14 protein-coding genes are annotated in these 21,181 nt (G+C 75.6%); 4 read left to right on the top strand and 10 right to left on the bottom strand.

From position 1 onward, the window contains the following. Window positions 1-50: 50 nt before the first annotated feature. On the bottom strand, window positions 51-1,679 hold the full coding sequence (locus ACF9IK_RS21915; protein ID WP_395295835.1) for a cell division protein PerM: 1,629 nt from the start codon (window positions 1,677-1,679) through the stop codon (window positions 51-53). 135 nt (window positions 1,680-1,814) lie between these two features. On the opposite strand from ACF9IK_RS21915, the gene ACF9IK_RS21910 reads away from it, so the two are divergent. After that, window positions 1,815-3,998 (top strand): LuxR C-terminal-related transcriptional regulator, encoded by a 2,184-nt coding sequence (locus tag ACF9IK_RS21910; protein ID WP_395295834.1) that lies wholly within the window; start codon window positions 1,815-1,817, stop codon window positions 3,996-3,998. A gap of 104 nt (window positions 3,999-4,102) precedes the next feature. Here the strand turns inward: ACF9IK_RS21910 and sucD are convergent, their stop codons facing one another. The 5 genes from sucD to ACF9IK_RS21885 form a co-directional block, all read right to left on the bottom strand. Next, window positions 4,103-4,984 carry a succinate--CoA ligase subunit alpha gene (sucD, locus tag ACF9IK_RS21905; RefSeq protein ID WP_238862938.1) on the bottom strand — a complete coding sequence of 294 codons (882 nt, stop codon included), beginning with the start codon at window positions 4,982-4,984 and terminating at the stop codon, window positions 4,103-4,105. Between the two features lie 19 nt (window positions 4,985-5,003). Next, entirely contained in the window at window positions 5,004-6,176 is a 1,173-nt protein-coding gene (gene sucC, locus ACF9IK_RS21900; protein WP_313764141.1) for an ADP-forming succinate--CoA ligase subunit beta, read from the bottom strand. A 336-nt stretch (window positions 6,177-6,512) separates the two neighbouring features. Continuing rightward, window positions 6,513-7,685, bottom strand: a complete 1,173-nt coding sequence (locus ACF9IK_RS21895) for a VWA domain-containing protein (protein ID WP_395295833.1) — start codon at window positions 7,683-7,685, stop codon at window positions 6,513-6,515. Window positions 7,686-7,774: 89 nt separating this feature from the next. Next, window positions 7,775-10,144 carry a DUF5682 family protein gene (locus tag ACF9IK_RS21890; RefSeq protein ID WP_395295832.1) on the bottom strand — a complete coding sequence of 790 codons (2,370 nt, stop codon included), beginning with the start codon at window positions 10,142-10,144 and terminating at the stop codon, window positions 7,775-7,777. 45 nt (window positions 10,145-10,189) lie between these two features. Then, on the bottom strand, window positions 10,190-11,272 hold the full coding sequence (locus ACF9IK_RS21885; RefSeq protein WP_395295831.1) for an ATP-binding protein: 1,083 nt from the start codon (window positions 11,270-11,272) through the stop codon (window positions 10,190-10,192). A gap of 186 nt (window positions 11,273-11,458) precedes the next feature. Between ACF9IK_RS21885 and ACF9IK_RS21880 the strand changes: the two genes are divergently transcribed. Further along, the gene (locus ACF9IK_RS21880; RefSeq protein ID WP_395295830.1) at window positions 11,459-12,766 is read left to right on the top strand and encodes an SWIM zinc finger family protein; all 1,308 of its coding nucleotides are present in this window, start codon (window positions 11,459-11,461) and stop codon (window positions 12,764-12,766) included. A gap of 84 nt (window positions 12,767-12,850) precedes the next feature. Next, on the top strand, window positions 12,851-14,485 hold the full coding sequence (locus ACF9IK_RS21875; RefSeq protein ID WP_395295829.1) for a DUF5691 domain-containing protein: 1,635 nt from the start codon (window positions 12,851-12,853) through the stop codon (window positions 14,483-14,485). 86 nt (window positions 14,486-14,571) lie between these two features. Here the strand turns inward: ACF9IK_RS21875 and ACF9IK_RS21870 are convergent, their stop codons facing one another. Beyond that, on the bottom strand, window positions 14,572-14,979 hold the full coding sequence (locus ACF9IK_RS21870; RefSeq protein ID WP_148644434.1) for a cobalamin B12-binding domain-containing protein: 408 nt from the start codon (window positions 14,977-14,979) through the stop codon (window positions 14,572-14,574). A 338-nt stretch (window positions 14,980-15,317) separates the two neighbouring features. Between ACF9IK_RS21870 and ACF9IK_RS21865 the strand changes: the two genes are divergently transcribed. Further along, window positions 15,318-16,139 carry a M23 family metallopeptidase gene (locus ACF9IK_RS21865; RefSeq protein ID WP_395295828.1) on the top strand — a complete coding sequence of 274 codons (822 nt, stop codon included), beginning with the start codon at window positions 15,318-15,320 and terminating at the stop codon, window positions 16,137-16,139. A gap of 85 nt (window positions 16,140-16,224) precedes the next feature. Here ACF9IK_RS21865 and pcrA read toward each other — a convergent pair whose 3' ends face one another. The 3 genes from pcrA to ACF9IK_RS21850 all read right to left on the bottom strand — a co-directional run bounded on the left by pcrA (window position 16,225) and on the right by ACF9IK_RS21850 (window position 21,152). Then, window positions 16,225-18,852 (bottom strand): DNA helicase PcrA, encoded by a 2,628-nt coding sequence (pcrA, locus tag ACF9IK_RS21860; RefSeq protein WP_395295827.1) that lies wholly within the window; start codon window positions 18,850-18,852, stop codon window positions 16,225-16,227. Window positions 18,853-19,012: 160 nt separating this feature from the next. Beyond that, a complete protein-coding gene (locus ACF9IK_RS21855) occupies window positions 19,013-19,690 on the bottom strand; it encodes a LuxR C-terminal-related transcriptional regulator (RefSeq protein ID WP_395295826.1) in 678 nt (225 codons plus the stop codon). After that, window positions 19,683-21,152: a PspC domain-containing protein gene (locus ACF9IK_RS21850; RefSeq protein ID WP_395295825.1), complete on the bottom strand. Its 1,470-nt coding sequence runs from the start codon at window positions 21,150-21,152 to the stop codon at window positions 19,683-19,685. The genes ACF9IK_RS21855 and ACF9IK_RS21850 overlap by 8 nt, the downstream gene beginning before the upstream one ends. Window positions 21,153-21,181: the final 29 nt, after the last annotated feature.

Here is a 21,181-nt window from a genome sequence, read left to right as displayed (position 1 = left end):
CCCTCAGGCGGCGGCCCTCAGGCGGCGTCGGACCTCGTCGGTGTCGGCCCTCAGTCCGTGTCGGGCTGCTCGGGGACGGCGGGGGCCGACGGCCGTGCGGCCGGCCCGTCCGGCCCGTCGACGGCGTCCGGGGCCGTCGACGCGCCGCCCAGCCGCAGGACGAGCCCGTAGACACGGGACCGCACCCGGAGCCCGCTCCGGCGGACCCGGCCGGTGAACGTGACGACGAACCGGTCGACGGCGCCGGCCGGCCGGGGCTCCGTCTCAGCCCCCTCCCGGGCCGCCTCAGCCCTCTCCCCGGCCGCCGCCCCGGCCAGCGCGCGGGCCCGGGCGAGCAGGGCTCCCGGCACCGCCACCGCGGTCAGCCAGCCGGCCGCCGCCAGACCCGTCCGCCACGGCACCGGGCCGAGCTCGGACATCCGGCCGCCGGCCAGCGCCCCGCCGGCGAGCCACCCGAGCACCATGGCGGCCGCACCGGTCAGCAGCGCCACCGCCAGGACCGCGACGGCGGTCGCCACCGGGTGCCACGGCCCGGTGGCGGCGGGCGACCGCTCGGCCCGGTCCGGCTCGTCCAGGCCGTAGTCCTCGAAGCCCCCGCCGTCCGGGCGCCGCCCGCCCCTGCGGCGCACGTCCGGATCCCCGCCGTGCGACCACTGCGGGCCGGCCGCCGCCCGCCCCAGCATCAGAGCCGGAACCACCCCGGCCAGCGCCGCCAGCGTGCAGGCCGCGAGCCTCCAGCCACCCGCCCCCGGCTCCGCCACCAGCGCCAACAGCGGGAAGTCCGGCACCGGCCCGAGCACCGCCCCGGCCGGCGCCACGAGCGTCCCCTCCCCCACCGCGAACCCCGGACCGAGCGCGTACGCCGCGCCCCAGACCACCGCGTTCGGCAGCACCGCCAGGCTCAGCAGCAGCAGCCCGGCCACCGCGGCCGGACCGCGGGCCAGCGCGACGGTCGCCGGACCGCCGCCGTCCACCGCCGCCAGCACCGCCGCCACCGCGACCACCAGAGCGCCCGCCGCCACCAGCCCCGCTCCGGCCGCCAGCGCGGCCGCCCGGACGACCGGCGCTCCCCCGTCGGGCCGCGCCCACTCCGGCACCCGGTCCAGCCACTGCTGCCAGTGCCCCGGCCACCTAGGGCCGGCCAGCCCGCCGCCGGGCCCGGGCCGGCGGGCGGCCCGAGCACCCGAGCGCGTCGCCGCGGCGGCCAGCACCACGACCACCAGGACGTCCGGCAGCACCCGGGCCCGGAACGGGCCGGGGCCCGCGCACTGGGCCACCACCACGCCGGCCACCGCGCAGTAGCCGCACCACACCGCCCACGGCCCGCCCCAGCGCGGCCGCGGACCGCGCCGGGCCGCCACCCGGGCACCGGCCCGGCGGAGCTGGGCCACCGCGAGCAGGCCGAGCAGCAGCGGAGTGACGGTCAGCGGGGCCTGCGCGGCACCGCGCAGGACCGGGGCACCGTGTCCGAGCAGCCAGAGCGCACCGGCGAGGCGGAGCGCACCGGCCGCACCGTCGTCCGCGTACGGGGTCACCACCCAGAGCGCGAGCACCGGAACGGCGACCGCCGCCAGCCCGAGCAGCGCCGTCCGCGCCCCGGTGAGCAGGTCGGCCAGGACGGGCCTGGCCCCCAGTTCAACCGGCACTTCCACGATCGGACGGCCCATCAGCTGCGTCATGCGCCTCATGGTGCCAAGGCGACTCGCCATGCTTCGTGAAGAGGCAAACCGCCGTCGTGTCCCAGATTATTGGCTTATGCGCATTTTCGGACCCGGCCCGCTAGCTGCGGCCCCCACCCCGGCCCGGAGTGTCTGATGAGCACACCGCCAACCGCCGAGCGCCCCACCGGCGCACCCGCCACCACCGACCACCAGCCGGCACCGCAGGGCCGCCCCGGGAGGGGCCGGCCCGGCCGCGGCCGCGCCGTCGCGAAGCCCGCAAAGGGGGTGCCGGGCACGCCGGGTGCGCCGGAGGCCCAGGCCGTCCCCGCCGGGCAGACGGCCGGGAGCTCGCGCGGCGAGGCGGCCGGCGGGGTCTCCCTCGACCCCGCGGAGGCGTCCCGGCTGCTGCGGCAACTGACCCCGCGTGAGGCCCAGGCACTGGCCCACCTGGCGGCCGGTCGGCCGCTCGCCGAGTCGGCGGCCGTACTGGGCGTCACCCCGGCCACCGCGCGGACGTACCAGCACCGGGCGATGCGCAAGCTCGGCACCCGTACCCGCGCGGAGATCGGCGTCTTCGCCGCACTGCTGAGCCCGGCTCAGGCCTCGCCCGCGACGGGGGAGAAGGCGGGTGCCGCAGGCCGCCCCGACCCGGCCCCACCCGGACGCGGAGCGGCGGCGAAGCCCCCGGCCGAGCCGGGCCGGAGGCGGTCGGACCGGAGCGGGGCGGGCGGGGAGAAAGCGCGTGGCGCCCTCGGCGGCGTGCCGGACAGAAGCGCGTCGGACCGTCCTGCACCAGGGGGTACGGCAGCTCCTGCCGCGCCCGGCGGGCGGCACCGCCGCAAGGGCCCGGTCGACGGCGCCCGCCCCGGCACGCCGGACGGTGCGGCGCCGGACACCCCCGGGCCCGGCGGCGGGCGGCACCGCCGCCGGAACCCGGCCGGCCAGGCACGACCGGCGGACCGGCAGGCCGGCCGAACGGTCGAACGGCGGGGCGGCGGCACCCCCGCCGAGCCCGGCGCCCCCGTGCCGGCGGCCGGCCGGGACGGGCGCGGCGAGCGGCCCGCTGCCGCTCCCGCGCAGCCCGCCGCGGCCCCCCGCCCGGAGCCGCCGGACACCACCGCCGGCGGCCCCACCCCGGAGTTCGGACGGGCCGAGGCCGGACCGGGCGGGCGGACGGACTCCCGGCGGCGACCGGGCCGGCCGGGCGCCCCCGACCGCACCGGAGCTGCGTCGCCCCGGAGTACCCCCCACCCCGGCCCGGACGGCGGGCCGCAGGACCCCCGGCGGCAAGGCGACCGCCCGGACCGCCCGGACACACCGGCCCCCGCCTTCGAGGAGCTGTACGAGACCGTCCACACCCGGCTGGTGCAGCAGACGTTCCTGCTGACCGCCTGCAAGCACCGGGCCCTGCACTGCGTCGGGCGGGTCTTCGCCGAGGCACAGCGCCGCTGGGCCGAGGTCTCGGGCGAGCCCGACCCGGAGGGGTGGCTGCGGACCCGGGCCTTCGAGGCGGCGCTCTCGCCGTGGCACCGCGGCGGCCCGCGCCGGGCACACGTCTGGCGGCTGCCGCACCGTCGGATCAAGGTCCGCCCGGCCGACGAGGCGCAGGCGGTGCTGCCGGACCACGACCGGCTCACCGGCCACGACCGCGCTCTGCTCAAGGCTCTCAAGCGGCTCTCCCGCCCACAGCGCCGGGCGCTGGTCCTGCACGACGGCCTCGGCCTGCCCGCCGACGCCGTGGCCGTCGAGGTGGAGTCCACCGTGACGGCCGCCGAGGGCCGGGTCTGGGCGGCCCGGACGGCGCTGGCGCACTGGGTGCCGGAGCTGGTCGGCCCGGATCCGGCGGCGGACGGCTTCGCCGACCGGCTCAGCGGGCTGCTGCACCGCGCGGCCGTCCGTGGCTGCCCGGAGCCGCACCGGCCGCCGATGCCGCTGCTGCGCGCCAGGCACGGACTGGCCGACGCCGGCCGGACCACCGCCGCGGCCCTGCTCACCGCCGCCGTCGGTGCGGCCGTGGTGGCGACGCTGAGCGGCAGCGGGCCCGGGCAGCTGTTCCGGCCCGGCGAGCCGCCCGCCCCGACGCTCTGCGCCACGGCCGAGACCACCGCCGCCGTCCCGGCTCTGCCGGACGCCCCGTCGACCGGGGTGCACAGCCTCTGGTGCAGCCCCACACCGGGGGTCGAGCCGGTCGTGGTGGATCCGCCGCCGCCCCGCCGCCTCTGGGAGCTGCCGTCCGCCGGGCACACCGCCGAGGCGCCGCCTCCCGGCCCGGTCACGGCGGGTCCGCCGGCCTGTACGGGCTGGACGCTGCGCCCCTGCCCGACGGACGACGTCTGACGCCCGGCCCCGCCACCCGCGGAGCGGCGATGACGGCGGGCGCCCCCGAAAACGGCGAGCGCCCCGCCCGGTTTCCGGGCGGGGCGCTCGACGAGCGGGTGGCGTCAGCCGATCAGCTCGCGCGCCAGGCGGGCGGTCTCGGACGGCGTCTTGCCGACCTTGACACCGGCGGCCTCAAGGGCCTCCTTCTTCGCCTGCGCGGTGCCCGAGGAGCCGGAGACGATGGCGCCGGCGTGGCCCATGGTCTTGCCCTCGGGGGCGGTGAAGCCCGCGACGTAGCCGACGACCGGCTTGGTGACGTGCTCGGCGATGTAGGCCGCGGCACGCTCCTCGGCGTCGCCGCCGATCTCGCCGATCATGACGATCAGCTCGGTCTCCGGGTCCTCCTGGAACGCCTTGAGGGCGTCGATGTGGGTGGTGCCGATGACCGGGTCACCGCCGATGCCCACGGCCGAGGAGAAGCCGATGTCCCGCAGCTCGTACATGAGCTGGTAGGTCAGGGTGCCGGACTTCGAGACCAGACCGATCTTGCCGGAGGAGGTGATGTCGGCCGGGATGATGCCGGCGTTCGACTGTCCGGGGCTGATCAGGCCGGGGCAGTTCGGGCCGATGATCCGGGTCTTGTTGCCCTTCGAACCGGCGTAGGCCCAGAAGGCGGCGGTGTCGTGCACCGGGACGCCCTCGGTGATGACGACGGCCAGGCCGATCTCGGCGTCGATGGCCTCGACGACGGCGTCCTTGGTGAACTTCGGCGGCACGAAGATGACGGTGACGTCGGCACCGGTCTTCTCCATGGCCTCGGCGACGGTGCCGAAGACGGGCACCTCGGTGCCGTCGACGTCGACCGTGGTGCCGGCCTTGCGCGGGTTCACGCCACCGACGATCTGGGTGCCCGAGGCGAGCATGCGGCGGGTGTGCTTCATGCCCTCGGAGCCGGTCATGCCCTGGACGATGACCTTGCTGTCCTTGGTAAGGAAGATAGCCATGGTTGTGTAGTCCCCTTCCTTACTTGTTGGCCAGCTCGGCGGCGCGGTCGGCCGCACCGTCCATGGTGTCCACCTGCTCGACGAGCGGGTGGTTGGCGTCGGTCAGGATCTGACGACCCAGCTCGGCGTTGTTGCCGTCGAGACGGACGACCAGCGGCTTGGTGACGGCCTCGCCCTTGCTCTCCAGGAGCGCGAGGGCCTGCACGATGCCGTTGGCGACCGCGTCGCACGCGGTGATGCCACCGAAGACGTTGACGAAGACCGACTTGACGTCGGCGTCGCCCAGGATGATCTCCAGGCCGTTCGCCATCACCTCGGCGGAGGCGCCGCCGCCGATGTCGAGGAAGTTGGCCGGCTTGACGCCGCCGTGCTTCTCACCCGCGTAGGCGACCACGTCGAGGGTGCTCATGACGAGGCCCGCGCCGTTGCCGATGATGCCGACCTGGCCGTCGAGCTTGACGTAGTTCAGGCCCTTGGCCTTCGCCGCCGCCTCAAGCGGGTTGGCGGCGGCCTTGTCCTCAAGCGCCTCGTGCTCCGGCTGGCGGAACTCGGCGTTCTCGTCCAGCGAGACCTTGCCGTCGAGCGCGATGATCTTGCCTTCGCCGGACTTGATCAGCGGGTTGACCTCGACGAGGAGGGCGTCCTCGGCGATGAAGACGGCCCACAGCTTCTGCAGGACCTCGGCGACCTGGTCCGCGACCTCGGCCGGGAACTTCGCCGCGGCGACGATCTCGGCGGCCTTCTCCGGGGTGCAGCCCTCGTTGGCGTCGACCGGGATCTTGGCGAGCGCCTCGGGGTTCTCCTCCGCGACGACCTCGATCTCCACGCCGCCCTCGACGCTGGCCATGGCCAGGAAGGTGCGGTTGGTGCGGTCCAGCAGGAAGGAGACGTAGTACTCCTCCTTGATGTCCGCGGTCTGGGCCAGCATCACCTTGTGGACGGTGTGGCCCTTGATGTCCATGCCGAGGATCGCCTCGGCCTTGGCGACGGCGTCCGCCGGGTCGGAGGCGAGCTTCACGCCACCGGCCTTGCCTCGGCCACCCACCTTCACCTGAGCCTTGACGACGGCGCGGCCGCCGAAGCGCTCCGCGATGGCGGCAGCGTCTGCGGCGGTCTCGATGACATCACCGTCAAGCACGGGCACGCCGTGCTTGGCGAAGAGGTCCCTCGCCTGGTACTCGAACAGGTCCACGTGTTTGTCCTTGTTCGTGGTCGCGGATTGTGTCTCTACGAGCGTGCCACGGCAGGATCTTCGCTGCGGGTCGTCGGGGCGGTGCGGGTACGCAGAGGTACGGCCTTGCGGCCCACACAGCCACGGGCGCACACGTCAATCAACACGCGCGTCACGTCCGTCTGGCAGGTTATCCCCGTCCGACGGGACTCTTTCGCCCGGGGCATGCCCGTATTGGGTGAGAACCGTCACAGCCAGCCTACGGCCGGGTGACGTGCACCGGGTGCCGTCAGGCGCCGGCCCGGGCGCCCGGACGGCGCGGGTTCGCCCGTCCGGGTGAACCCGCACACCGGTCGGCTACGCGCTCCGGTCGGGCACCGGAATCGGGCGCTTCTCGATCGCCGCGGCCATGACGTCCGGGAAGGCGTCGGGGGTGCAGGCGAACGCCGGAGCCCCCAGCGAGGCCAGGGCGGCGGCGTGCGCGTGGTCGTATGCGGGCGCACCTTCGTCCGAGAGCGCGAGCAGGGCGACGAACTGGACGCCGGACGCCTTCATCGCCGCCACCCGCTTGAGCATCCCGTCCCGGATGCCGCCCTCGTAGAGGTCGCTGATCAGCACCACGACGGTCTCCGACGGGCGGGTGATCTTCGACTGACAGTAGGCGAGCGCCCGGTTGATGTCGGTGCCGCCGCCGAGCTGGGTGGCGAACAGGACGTCCACCGGATCGGTGAGCTGCTCGGTCAGGTCGACCACCGCGGTGTCGAACACGACCAGCCGGGTGTCCAGGGACCTCATCGAGGCCAGCACCGCGCCGAAGACCGCCGAGTGCACCACCGAGGGGGCCATCGAGCCGGACTGGTCGATGCAGAGGATGACGTCCTTCTTCACCGCGTGCTGCGCCCGGGCGTAGCCGACCAGTCGCTCGGGCACGACGGTGCCGTGCTCGGGCAGGTAGTTCTTCAGATTGGCCCGGATCGTGCGGTCCCAGTCGATGTCGCGGTGGCGCGGACGGTTCACCTTGGCGCTGCGGTCGAGCGCGCCGCCCAGAGTGGCCCTGGTCCGGTCCGCGAGCCGGCGTTCCAGCTCGGCGACCACCTTGCCGACCACCGCGCGGGCGGTCTCCCGGGTGGTCTCGGGCAGCGCGTGCTTGAGCGAGAGCAGGGTGCCGACCAGGTGGACGTCGGGCTCGACGGCCTCCAGCATCTCCGGCTCCAGCAGCAGGCGGTCCAGCCCGAGCCGGGTGATGGCGTCCTGCTGCATCAGCTGGACGACCGTGGTCGGGAAGTACTCGCGGATGTCCCCCAGCCAGCGCGCCACCTGCGGCGCCGATCCGCCCAGCCCGGCGCTGCGCCTGCCGGCCCGCCCGGCCCGGCCCTCCTCCGGTGCACCCCGGTACAGGGCGGCGAGCGCACCGTCCATCGCGGCGTCCCGGCCGCGCAGGGTGCAGCCGGTGCCGTCCGCCTCTCCGCCGAGCACCAGCCGCCAGCGGCGCAGCCGCTCCTCGGCGGCGAGCGGGGTGGTCACTGCCATCGGATGCTCCTTCGGGTCTTCGGGTCTTCGGGTCTTCGGGTTGTCAGGTCGTCGGGGCGCCCGGTCCGCTCGGATCCGCGGGTACGGCGTCAGGTGTCGCGGCCGGAGGCCTGCCGGGGGATCCGGACCGGACCGCCGGGGTGGGCCGAAGCGGCGGGCAGGCCGAGCAGCAGCGCGACCACGGGCACGGCCGCGTCGGCGCGGGCCCGGTCGAGCACCGGGCCGGGCTCGACGGCCCCGGCCGGCTCGCCGTCGAGCGGGCCGGCGGCGACCCGGCTCCCGACCGTGTTCCGCACGCCCGCCTCCAAACCGGCGAAGGTCCGGCGCAGCAGCGGCAGCACGTCGGTGAAGACCTCCGCCGGGACGGCCGTCAGCCAGGCGTCCAGCAGGCCCAGCAGCCGGGGGTCGTGCAACAGCAGCGCGCCGCCGCCGGTGAGGAAGCCCTCCACCCAGCCGGCCGCGTCCGCCGGGGCACTGGCGGGCGACAGGACCAGGCCCATCCGGCGGCCGGCCTCGGCGGAGTCCAGCCGGCCGTCGTCCAGCAGCAGCCGGACGGCGCGGCCGCGCAGCAGGCCGGGGACGCCGTCGGCCGGGCCGCCGGTCGGCTCCCGCCGGGTGAGCGAGCCCAGCGTGCCGGCCCAGCGGTCGGCCAGGCCGTCCGCGCCGTCCGCGTCCAGCAGGCCGATCGCGCCGTGCACCTCGTCGAGGTGGCCGCGCATCGCCGCCGCGCCGTCGGCGTCCAGGCCGGTGCAGGCCGGCGGCAGGCCGACGCAGATCCGGTCGGCGAGACCGGTCGCGACCTCGCCCAGCGCACCGTCGTCGGTGCCGCGGACGTCGCCGTAACGCAGGGCCCGGACCAGCGCGGGCAGGGCGCCCGCGAGGCGGGCGACGTCGGTGTCCAGCGCGGCGCAGTCGGCCAGCACCCGCATCACCGCGGGCAGCGCGCCGGACAGGCCCGCCAGCAGGCAGGCCTCCACCAGCGAGGTCAGCTCGGCCAGCTCCACCGCGGCCCGCGCGGTGCCGACGGCCTTGCCGGCAGCGGCGTCCTCGACCGTGGTGCCCCACTGCGCGGCCTCGACGATCCGGACCGCGAACTCGGGCTGCCAGCAGAGCCGCCAGCTCTCCCGGAAGGTGCCGGTGGAGTTCACCGCCGACCGCGCGGGCACGCCCCAGTCGATGCCGAGCAGTCGCAGCCGGTGCAGCAGCCGGGAGCGCGCCGCGTCGTTCTCCTTGCGCAGGTCCAGGTCGAGTTCGCGCGGCTCGGCCTCCGGCTTCAGCCGCAGCGAGCGCTGCAGCCGGGCGAGGTCACGCTGGAGCGGCACCGCCGGTGCGCCGTCCGGGACTTCACCGAGCGCGTCGCCGATCACCAGGCGGTCGCGGACCAGTTCCAGCGCGACGTCGGAGCCGTCGCACATCACCGACCGGACGGCATCGAGCGCCTCGGTCAGGCCGGCCAGCGGACGGCCGCGCATCACCGCCAGCGTCCGGGCCAGCCGGACCGCCTCGATGACGTGGGCGGAGGAGACCGGGTGGTCCGCGGCCCGGAGCAGCTCGGCGGCCCTGGTCAGCCACTTGGGCAGCGGGTCCCCCGGCTCGGCGAACAGGTGGTGGTACCAGCCCGGCGAGACGATGCCGGCTCCGTAGCCGCTGAGCTGGGACAGCCGGCGGTGCGTCCAGGGCACCCAGGTGATGTCGGTCCGCACCTTCTTCGGCAGGCCGGCCAGCAGTGCCCGGTCGTGGGCGACGGTCGGCAGTACGGCCAGCGCGGGCACGTGGAACGCGCCGCAGACCACCGCGATCCGCCGGTGCCCGGCCCGCTTGGCGGCGCGGATCTGCTGGCGCATGTACGCCTCCCGCAGGTCGTCCCGGCGGACCGCGCTGCCGGCCGCCCCCGCCTCGCGCAGCGCCGTCATCGCCTCGGCCACGGCGGCGAACGGGGCGAGCGGGTCGGCGCCGGGGGCGCGGTGCTCGACGACGTCCTCCCACCAGCGCTCCGGGTCGTCGTGGCCGGCCGCCTCGGCGAGCAGGGCGATCGGGTCGCCCGGCCGGTCCTCGACGGCACCGTCCGCCGTCGCGTCCGCCGCGCCCGCGTCCTCCGCAGCGCCGTCCCCCTCACCGGCGTCCACCACCGGGGCGGGGGCGAGTCCGTACGCCGCCGGCAGGTCGATGAAGCGCACCGGGACCTCGGCGTCCAGGCCGTACCGGATCGCCACCCACTCCGGGGAGAACTCGGCGTACGGCCAGAACGCAGCCCGGGCCGGGTCGTCCACGGCGTGGGCGAGCAGCGCGACCGGCGGCACCATGTCCTTCCGGGCCGCCAGTCCGACGATCGCATCGGCCTCCGGCGGGCCCTCGATCAGCACCGTGTCCGGCTGCAGCGCCTCCAGTGCGGCGGCCACCGCACGGGCCGAACCGGGGCCGTGGTGCCGTACGCCCAACAGCGTCACCTCAGCGCTCACTCGCCCTCCTCCCTCCACGAACTCGAACCTCGGACCGTCACCACGTCAGCGGGCGTTCTCCCGGGCGGCGCGGTAGAAGTCCTTCCAGCCGTCCCGCTCCCGCACCACGCCCTCGACGTACTCGCGCCACACCACCTGGTCGGCGACCGGGTCCCGGACGACCGCGCCGATCACGCCGGCCGCGACGTCGCCGGCCCGCAGCACGCCGTCTCCGAAGTGGGCGGCCAGCGCCAGCCCGTTGGTCACCACCGAGATCGCCTCGGCCGTCGACAGCGTGCCGCTCGGCGTCTTCACCTTCGTCCGGCCGTCCGCGGTGACCCCCGCCCGCAGCTCCCGGAAGACGGTGACCACGCGCCTGATCTCCTCCGCGCCGCCGGGCAGTTCGGGCAGTTGCAGCGAGCTGCCCAGCTGCTCGACCCGGCGGGTGACGATGTCCACCTCCTCCTCCAGCGAGGCGGGCAGCGGCAGCACCACGGTGTTGAAGCGGCGGCGCAGCGCGCTGGAGAGCTCGTTCACCCCGCGGTCGCGGTCGTTGGCGGTGGCGATCAGGTTGAAGCCCCGGACCGCCTGGGCCTCGGAGCCCAGCTCCGGTACCGGAAGCGTCTTCTCGGACAGGATCGTGATCAGGCTGTCCTGCACGTCGGCGGGGATGCGGGTCAGCTCCTCGACCCGGGCGATCTTGCCGTCGGCCATCGCCCGCATCAGCGGCGACGGCACCAGGGCGTCCCGGCTGGGCCCGTTGGTGAGCAGCTGGGCGTAGTTCCACCCGTAGCGGACGGCCTCCTCCGGAGTGCCGGCGGTGCCCTGCACCAGCAGGGTGGAGTCGCCGCTGATCGCCGCGGACAGGTGTTCCGACACCCAGGTCTTCGCCGTCCCGGGCACGCCGAGCAGCAGCAGCGCGCGGTCGGTCGCCAGCGTGGTCACGGCCACCTCGACGACCCGCCGCGGCCCGATGTACTTGGGCGTGATCACGGTGCCGTCGGCCAGCTCGCCGCCCAGCAGGTACTGGGCGACGGCCCACGGCGACAGCTTCCAGCGCTCGGGGCGCGGACGGTCGTCCTGGGCGGCCAGCGCGGCCAGTTCGGCCGCGAAGGCGTCCTCGGCGTGCTGCCGCAGAACGTCGGTCATGGGGCTCCTTCGGGTCGGCCGCCGGACACACCTGTGGCAGGCGGCGGGGTGATCGGGGGAGCGGGTGAGTGAGGCAGGTCGGCGTCCCGGCCTGCAGGAACCACCCTGCACCGGGCCACTGACAATCCTGACCGGACCTCAGTTCGACGGCCCGGACTGTCAGTCCCCCCGCCTACCGTCGTCGGCATGGAGGAACGCTGGAGCACCGAACACGTCCTGTCCCTCGCGCCCGACGCCGCGTCGCAGAAGGCCGCGGGCAAGCTCTCCTCGCCCGCGCCCTGGTCGGCCGCGGGCACCGACGGCGACGCCCTGTGGGGGGAGTGCAAGGGCAGCGGCCGGACGCCGTACCGCACGGTCGTCGAACTCGCCACGCCCGCCTACAGCTGCACCTGTCCGAGCCGGAAGTTCCCGTGCAAGCACGCACTCGGGCTGCTGCTGCTCTGGAGCGGCAGCCCCGAGGCGGTCCCGGCCGCCGAGCCCGCCGACTGGGCGTCCGAGTGGCTCGCCCAGCGCCGCGACCGCGCCGAGCAGCGGGCCGCCCGGGCCGAGGCCCCGGCCGACCCGGCCGCCGCGCGCCGCCGCGCCGAGCGGCGCGCGGCCCGGGTCGCCGGCGGGGCGGCCGAGCTCCGGCTGCGCCTGGCCGACCGGGTCCGCCACGGCCTGGCCGACCAGTCCACCGCCGGCCCGTGGGAGGAGGTCGCCGCCCGCATGGTCGACGCCCAGGCCCCGGGACTGGCCACCCGGGTCCGCGAGCTCGACACCGCACCCCAGCACCGCCTCCTGGAGGAGTACGCCATGCTCCACCTGCTCGCCACCGCCGCCACCCGCGTCGACGAGCTGCCCGATCCGCTCGCGGCCACCGTCCGCGCCCGGGTCGGCTACACCACCGACGCCTCCGAACTCCTGGCCGGCCCGACCGTCCGAGACCGCTGGTACGTGCTCGGCAGCCGCGACACCTCGGACGACCGGCTCACCACCCGCCGGGTCTGGCTCCGCGGCGCCAAGACCGGCCGGCCCGCCCTCCTGCTCGCCTTCGGCCGCCCCGGCCAGGCCCCCGACCTCGCCCTCCCCACCGGCCACCTGCTGGAGGCCGAGCTGGCCTTCCACCCCGCCGCCCGCCCGCTGCGCGCCGCGCTCGGCACCCGCTACGGCGCGCCCGGGCCCGGCCCCGCCGTCGAGCCGCCCGGCCTCACCGTCGCCGAGGCCGTCGCCGGCTACGGCACCGCCGTCGCCGAGGACCCCTGGCTCGACACCTGGCCCACCGTCCTGACCGACGTGGTCCCCGTGCTCAGCCCCGAGGGCTGGCACGTCACCGACGGCCACCACACCCTGCCGGTCCACCGCGCCGGCGTCCCCGAGTCCGCCCTCTGGCGCCTCGCGGCCGTCTCCACCGGGCGCCCCCTCACCGTCTTCGGCGAGTACGGCCACCGGGGCTTCTCCCCCGTCACCGCCTGGGGTCCCGACCGGTGCCCGATCGGCCTCACCGCCCCCTGACCTCCGGGCGCGCGGCCCCGCCCCGACGACGGTCGCCCCAGCCGCCCGCCGCCCGCCGCCCCACCTCACCCCTCAGGAGCCCGTATGCCCGACCCCTGGGAGTCCCTCCACACCACCGCCCTGCTCGGCACCGACCGCCGCCCGCTCCCCGCCGCCGACCCGGCCGTCCCCGCCACCGGGGCGGTCGACCGCAGCGACCCCGCCACGGCCCTGCTCGAACTGGCCGCCCTGGAGACCGTCCGCCGCCGCGCCGGCGCCCTCCCCTGCGCCGCCACCGTGCCGATCGACCCGCCCGCTCCGGCGGACGGGCGGCCCGAGCTGCCGGCGCCCGCCGCACGCCGGCTCTCGCTGCTGCTCGGCACCAGGCCCGGCGGCGGCGCCGTCCTCGCCAACGTCGCCGAACTGCTCCCCCAGTGGCTGGGCACGGCCCGTGCCCGGGGGTTCCGCCCGCCCGCCGCGCTCGTCCCGAGCCTGCTGGACGCCGCCCGCGCCCGCAGCGAACTGCGCCCCGACGCGGTCGTCCTGGCCGGTCCGCTGGGCCGATGGCTGGCCGCCCGGAACCCCGACTGGCGGTTCGTCCTGCGCACCACCGGCGAGGCCCCGACGACCGGCGGGGCCTGCGCGTCCGGCTCCCCCTCGCCGGACTCCCCCGCGCCCCGCACCGCCGACGGTGACCACCGCCTCTGGCACGAGGGCCTGTTCGCCGAGCGGGTCACCCACCTGACCGTGCTGCGCCGTACGGACCCGGCCGCCGGCCTCTCCCTGCTCCAGAGCACCTGGCCGACCGAGCGCGCCGAGGACCGGCTGCTCTTCCTGGACGCCCTGCAGGAGGGTCTCTCGGCCGCCGACGAGCCGTTCCTGGAGGCCGCACTCGGCGACCGCAGCAAGAACGTCCGCGCCACCGCCGCCGAGTTGCTCTCGACCCTGCCCGGCTCCGCCCTCGCCCGGCGGATGGCCGAGCGGGCCCGTGCCGCCGTCCGCCTCTCCGACCGCGGCACCCACCTGCTGGTCACCCCGCCCGCCGAGTGCGACGCGGCCATGCAGCGCGACGGCATAGCGCCCAGGTCGCCCACCGGACGCGGCGAACGGGCCTGGTGGTTCGGTGAGGTGATCGCCGCCTCACCGCTGTCCGGCTGGTCCGAGGCCACCGGGCTGACACCCGATCAACTGCTCGCGCTGCGGGTCGGCGACAGCCTGGACGAGACCGACGGCAGCTGGTCCGACGACCTGCGCGAGGCATGGGCGCGGGCCTCCGTCCGCCAGCAGGACGCCGACTGGGCCCGGGCGCTGCTCGGCCCAGCGCCCGCCCCGGCCCCGGAGCAGCGGCGCGCCCGCGCGCCCCGGCCGACCGGCGCCCCGGCCAAGCTGCTCGCGGTGCTGCCCGCCGAGGAGCGGGCCTCCTGGACGGCCGCGTTCATCCGGGTGCACGGCCTCGGCGAGGCCTTCCAGCTGCTCGGCGCCTGCGCGACACCGTGGACACCGCCGCTCTCCACCGCCGTGGTCGCGGCCCTCGCCCGGGCGGCCGCCTCCGGCGCCTACCCGTGGAGCCACAGCGGGGTGCTGGGGATGACCGAACGCGCGCTCGCCCCCGAGACGGCCGCCGCCGTCGAGGAGCTGGCGGCGGACAGCACGCCGGCGACGGCCTGGGCCGAGACCTTCGCCCGGCTGGCCGGCACCCTGCGCTTCCGCGAGGCCATGCTCGCCGAGCTCGCTTCCTGACGGTCCGGCCGCCACCGAGGAACGCCCGGGCCGGTACGGGGCGGACACCCCGTACCGGCCCGGCGGGCAAGGGCGGGACGGTCGGCTCAGCCTGCCGCGCGCAGGTTCGCCTCCACCCACGCCACCACGTCCCGGGTCGGCGTCCCGGGCGTGAAGATGTCCGCGACGCCCATCGCCTTGAGCTCGACGATGTCCTCGTCCGGGATGATGCCGCCGCAGAACACCTTGATGTCCTCCGCCTCGCGCTCCTTCAGGAGCTCCAGGACGCGCGCGCAGAGCGTCATGTGCGCGCCGGAGAGGACCGAGAGGCCGATGCCGTCCGCGTCCTCCTGGATCGCGGTGTCGACGATCTGCTCGGGCGTCTGGTGCAGGCCCGTGTAGATGACCTCCATACCGGCGTCGCGCAGGGCACGCGCGATCACCTTGGCGCCGCGGTCGTGACCGTCGAGCCCGGGCTTGGCGACCACCACACGGATCGGGCCTGACACACCCATCACTGCCTCCTGGACCTCGTCGTCCACCACCCCACCGGGCCTCGTGGGCCACGGGCGCGGTTAACCAGCAATAACCAACCTGAGGGGAGGTTAGCGCCACCCGGCCACCCTGGCCGCGCCGCCCCTCAATTGGAGGGGAAAATCACAGCGGGCCCCGCCCCCGACCCGCCCACCACCTGCCGGTATACCCGCGGAATCCGCGCCCAGCCCGCCCACGACCTGCCGACTCACCTCTTGACTTCCGGACTTTTGTCCGGATGTCGGCGTTGCGGCTACAGTCTCGGCAGCTTTCCCTCGCCCGACGACGTGCCCGAGGCCCACCGAGGAGGCAGCCCCCGATGGCTCCCGATGTAGCCGCCCGCCCGACCCGTGCGGAGATGCGGATGGCCGCCCGTGAGCAGTCGCGCTCCCAGCGCCGCGACGCCGCCCGAGCCGCCACCCGTACGGCTCTGCTGCGCGTCGCGCTGCCCTCGATGGCCGCGCTCGGAGTGGCCGCCGCGGCCGCGATCACCGTCCAGGGGGAGGCCGATCAGCGGCGCGCCCAGGCGGCCGGCATGGTGCCCGACCGGGCCGTCACCGCCGCCGACAACACGTCGGCCCGGGACGCCGCCCAGCAGGCGCTCGCCGGGAACGACGCCCCACAGGCGTCCCGCGCCGACGCCCGCGAGCCGCTCGCCGGGGCCCAGCCCGCCGTCGCGGCCGACCCCGGGAGCACCGACCCGGCCGAGGCCGAGGCAGCCGAGGCGCCGCAGCAGCAGCGCCCGGCCGTCTCGCTCCCGGTGGCCCAGCACGGGCTGGGCGAGACGTTCGGCGCCGCCGGCACGCACTGGGCGAAGCGGCACACCGGCATCGACTTCCCGGTGGACGGCGGCACCCCGGTGATGGCCGTCACCGACGGCACGATCCGTACGCAGTGGAACCCGTCGTACGGCTACATGACGATACTGAAGATGGCCGACGGCACCGAGGCGTGGTACTGCCACCTGCGCTCGTACAAGATCCGCAAGGGAACGGTGAAGGCCGGCGACGTCATCGCCTTCGTCGGCAGCAGCGGCAACAGCACCGGCCCGCACCTGCACTTCGAGATCCGCCCGGCGAACGGCACCGGCCCGGTCGACCCGCTGCCCTGGTTCCTCGCCCAGGGCGTCGACCCGCGCTGATCCGCCGGCGCCGATCCGCCGGCGCGGGCCGCGCCCGGAGCCCGTCCTGCCGGTCGCGCCGCGGCCCGACCGGCAGGACGGGGCCTCAGAGCTTCTCGACCGGCGCGTACCGCAGCAGCAGCTGCTTGCGGCCCTCCGTTCCGAAGTCCACCGTGGCCTGCGCCTTGTCGCCGACGCCGGTGGTGGCCACCACCGTGCCCAGGCCGAAGGTGTCGTGGGTGACGCGGTCCCCGACCGCCAGCGCCACGACCTCGCGCTCGACCGCCGAACCGGAGCGCCGCGCCGACTGGCCCCAGCCGGCCTTCGGCGAGGCCGCCGCCGAACCGCGCACCGTGCCCCGCGCGGAGCCGCCGCCCGAAGCGGCCCCGCGGCCGCCCCAGGACGCCCCCGAGGAGTAGCCCCGCGCGGCCGGCGCCGTAGCCGCCCCGGTCCGCTTCCACTCCACCAGCGAGTCCGGGATCTCCTCCAGGAACCGCGACGCCGGGTTGTACGCGGGCTGGCCCCAGGCGCTGCGCAGGACCGAGCGGGTCAGGTAGAGCCGCTCCCGCGCCCGGGTGAGTCCGACGTACGCGAGCCGGCGCTCCTCCTCCAGCTCCTTGACCTGGTTGAGCGCCCGCATGTGCGGGAAGATCCCGTCCTCCATGCCGGTCAGGAAGACCACCGGGAACTCCAGGCCCTTGGCGGTGTGCAGGGTCATCATCGTGATGACGCCCTGCCCCTCCTCGTCCTCGTCCGGGAGCTGGTCGGAGTCGGCGACCAGCGCGACCCGCTCCAGGAAGTCGGCCAGCGAACCGACCGGCGGCGTGCCCTCCTCCTCGGCGTCGGGCCGCTCGCCCGGGTCCTGCTCGTACTCCAGGGCGACCGAGGCGAGCTCCTGGAGGTTCTCCACCCTGGTCTCGTCCTGCGGGTCGGTCGAGGACTGCAGCTCGGCGAGGTAGCCGGTCTCCTCCAGCACCGCCTCCAGCACCGCGGCCGGCCCGGCGCCCGACTCGACGACCTGTCGCAGCCCGGCCATCAGCTGGTTGAACTTCTTCACCGCGTTGGCCGAGCGCGCGGCCATGCCGTACGCCTCGTCGACCCGCACCAGCGCCTGGGCGAAGGAGATCCGCTCCCGCGAGGCCAGCGCGTCGATCATCGCCTCGGCCCGCTCGCCGATGCCGCGCTTGGGCACGTTGAGGATCCGGCGCAGCGGCACGGTGTCCTCCGGGTTGGAGAGCACCCGCAGGTACGCCAGGACGTCCCGGACCTCCTTGCGCTCGTAGAAGCGCACCCCGCCGACCACCTTGTACGGCAGGCCGACCCGGATGAACACCTCCTCGAACACGCGGGACTGGGCGTTGGTCCGGTAGAAGATCGCGACGTCGCCGGGCTTGGCCTCGCCCTTGTCGGTGAGCCGGTCGATCTCGTCGGCGATGAACTGGGCCTCGCCGTGCTCGTCGTCCGCGACGTAGCCGACGACCTTCTCACCGTGTTCGCCGGCCGTCCAGAGCTTCTTCTCCCGCCGGTTGGCGTTGCGCTCGATGACGGCGTTGGCGGCGCTCAGAATGGTCTGCGTGGAGCGGTAGTTCTGCTCCAGCAGGATGGTCGTCGCGTCGGGGTAGTCCTCCTCGAACTGGAGGATGTTGCGGATCGTCGCGCCGCGGAAGGCGTAGATCGACTGGTCCGCGTCACCGACCACGCAGAGCTCGGCGGGCGGCACCTCGGCCAGCCGGCCGGCCGCCGGGTTCACGTAGTCGCCGTCGGCGGTGCGCTTCGGGGCGTCCGCGACCGCGCCGCCGCTCAGCTCGCGGACCAGCGTGTACTGGGCGTGGTTGGTGTCCTGGTACTCGTCGACCAGGATGTGCCGGAACCGGCGGCGGTAGTGCTCGGCGACGTCCGGGAAGGCCTGCAGCAGGTTCACCGTCGTCATGATGATGTTGTCGAAGTCGAGCGCGTTGGCCTCGCGCAGCCGCCGCTGGTAGAGGAAGTACGCCTCGGCGAGCTTCTTCTCCATCGGGTTGGCCGCCTGGTCGGCGTAGGTCTCCTCGTCGATCAGCTCGTTCTTGAGGTTGCTGATCTTCGCGGTGAAGGACTTCGGCGGGAACTGCTTCGGGTCCAGGTCGAGGTCCCGGCAGACCAGCGACATCAGCCGCTGCGAGTCCGCCGAGTCGTAGATCGAGAACGACGAGGTGAAGCCGAGCAGCTTGGACTCGCGGCGCAGGATCCGCACGCAGGCGCTGTGGAACGTGGAGACCCACATCGCCCGGGCGCGCGGGCCGACCAACTGCTCGACGCGCTCGCGCATCTCGCCGGCGGCCTTGTTGGTGAAGGTGATGGCCAGGATCTCGCCCGGCTGCACCCCGCGCGCACCCAGCAGGTGGGCGATCCGGTGGGTGAGCACCCGCGTCTTGCCGGAACCGGCGCCGGCCACGATGAGCAGCGGCGAGCCCGCGTGCAGCACCGCCTCGCGCTGCGGGTCGTTCATGCCCTCCAGCAGCTGCGCCGGGTCCACCACCGTACGGGCGGCGCCGTTGCGGTACCAGGCGTCCCGCTCGGCCTCGGCGGCGTGGTCGGTCTGGAAGAGGCCCTCCGGGATCGACTCCTCGTACGCCTCGTACGGGAGGTCGTCCTCGTACGGCGGCGGCTCCTCGTCGATGGGCGCGGGCTGGTGCTTCGACCCGGCGGCGGGGGCCTCGAAGCCGGGGAGCGGGAGGTCGTCAAAGAGGCTACTCATGGCACATCGAGTCTATGGCCCCGCACCGACAAGCCCGCCCGGCCCAGGCGGACCGGGCGGGCGGGAACGGCGGACCGGGCGGGGACCGGCGACCGGGGCGACCGGGGACCGACCGCCCGGGCGGAAGGGCGGCCGGCGGCCGGCGGCCCCGCCGACGGCCTCAGACCAGGCGGCGGGCGGTGGCCCAGCGGGTCAGCTCGTGCCGGTTGCTCAGCTGGAGCTTGCGCAGCACCGCCGAGACGTGGCTCTCCACCGTCTTCACCGAGATGAACAGCTGCTTGGCGATCTCCTTGTACGCGTAGCCGCGGGCGATCAGCCGCAGCACCTCGCGCTCGCGCTGGGTCAGCCGGTCGAGGTCCTCGTCCACCGGCGGGGTGTCGGTGGCCGCGAAGGCGTCGAGCACGAAGCCGGCCAGCCGGGGCGAGAACACCGCGTCGCCGTCGGCGATCCGGAAGATCGCGTCCACCAGGTCGGTGCCGGTGATGGTCTTGGTGACGTAGCCGCGGGCGCCGCCGCGGATCACGCCGATCACGTCCTCCGCCGCGTCGGAGACCGAGAGCGCGAGGAACCTGACCCCACCCGGCTCCCCCATCAGCCCGGCCGAGCGGCGCAGCACCTCGACGCCGCCGCCGCCGGGCAGGTGGACGTCGAGCAGCACCACGTCCGGCCTGGTCTCGGCGACCACCTGGACCGCGGACTCGACGTCGTCGGCCTCGCCGACCACGTCGATGCCGGTCGCCTCGGTGCGCCCGATCTCGGCCCGGACCCCCGTCCGGAACATCCGGTGGTCGTCGACCAGCACGACCCGCGCGGTCCTGTCCGGCGCTGCCTCAGTCATTCGCTCTCTCCATCTCCAGCTCGACCTCGGTCCCGCCGTCCGGCGCGGGCCGCACCCGTGCGGTGCCGCCGTTGCGCTTCATCCGGCCGAGGATCGACTCCCGTACTCCCATCCGGTCCTCGGGCACCGAGTCGGGGTCGAAGCCGGGTCCGTGGTCGCGGACGAACACCATCACGGTCCTCCCCTCGACCTCGGCGTAGACCTGGACCGGTCCCCCGCCACCGTACTTGGCCGCGTTGACCGTCGCCTCCCTCGCGGCCTGCATCTGGGCCGCGATCCGCTCGTCCATCGGGCAGTCGCCGACGACGACCAGCTCGACCGGGACGCCGTGGCGGTCCTCGACCTCGGCGACCACCGCGCGCAGGCTCTCCGCCATGGTGTCCGGCGCGGCCTCGGCCGCGGCCTCCGGCCGGTACAGCCAGAGCCGCAGCTCGCGCTCCTGGGCCCGGGCGAGCCGCAGCACCTCCTTGGGGTCCTCGGCCCGGCGCTGGATCAGGGTCAGGGTGTGCAGCACCGAGTCGTGGACGTGCGCCGCGATCTCGGCGCGCTCCTGGGCGCGGATGCGGGCGGTGCGCTCGGCACCGAGGTCCTGCCACATCCGCAGCGCGTACGGGCCGACCAGCACCAGCACGCCGGCCAGCACGGCGATCGCGGCCTCGACCACCGAGCCGATGGTGGAGCCGCTGCCCTGCAGGGCGAGGAAGGCGATGGTGCCGACCACCACCAGCAGCACGCCGGCGCCGACCCGGGTGTAGGCACCGCGGCGCTTCTCGCCCTCCTCCAGACCGAACCAGCGCTGCCAGCGCGAGTCGTCGGCCTGCCGCCAGACCAGCGCGACACCGACGCCGATGGCCAGCAGCGGCCAGGTGTAGGGCCGGGCGGTCTGCACGCCGAGTGCGCTCAGCAGGGCGATCAGGCCGATCACCACCATGACCAGCGCGGCGAGCTGCCCGAGGCCGCCCTGGCGCGGCGCGGCCACCCGGACCTGCGCGGGCTCGGCGCCCGGCACGGTGGCGGGCTCGCCCTGCAGGGCGTGCTGCAGCAGCTCCCTCAGCCGGCCGATCCGGCCGCGCCGGCCCTTGCTCAGCTCCGTGCCGGGCCCGCCGGAGGCCTGCCAGGAGCCGGCCGGTACGAAGGCTCCGTTGACGTACACCCAGTGCGCGCCGCCACGCTGCGCGGGCTCGCCGATGCCGATCGGCACCACGAACCAGAACGCCGCGTACAGCAGGGCGCCGATCCCCTGTGCGAAGAAGAGCAGGACGAAGGCGACCCGGACCCAGGCCACCGGGAGCCCCAGGTGCACCGCGAGACCGTGCGCGACCCCGCCGAGCATCCGGCCCTGCGGGCTGCGGTAGAGCCGCCGGTAGGGCGACCTGTCCTCGCCGGGCGCGGTCGGGTCGCCGCCCGGCGACGGCGGGGCGTCGGGAACGAGCGGACGGGGGTCGGTACCGGGGGCTGCCACGCCACCGATCGTTCCACGCGGGCGGGTGC

The sequence above is a fragment of the Kitasatospora hibisci genome, assembly GCF_043950205.1.
Taxonomy (GTDB): Bacteria; Actinomycetota; Actinomycetes; order Streptomycetales; family Streptomycetaceae; genus Kitasatospora; species Kitasatospora hibisci.
Note: the sequence above shows the minus strand (reverse complement) of the source record. Positions and strands in the feature narration are given on the sequence as shown.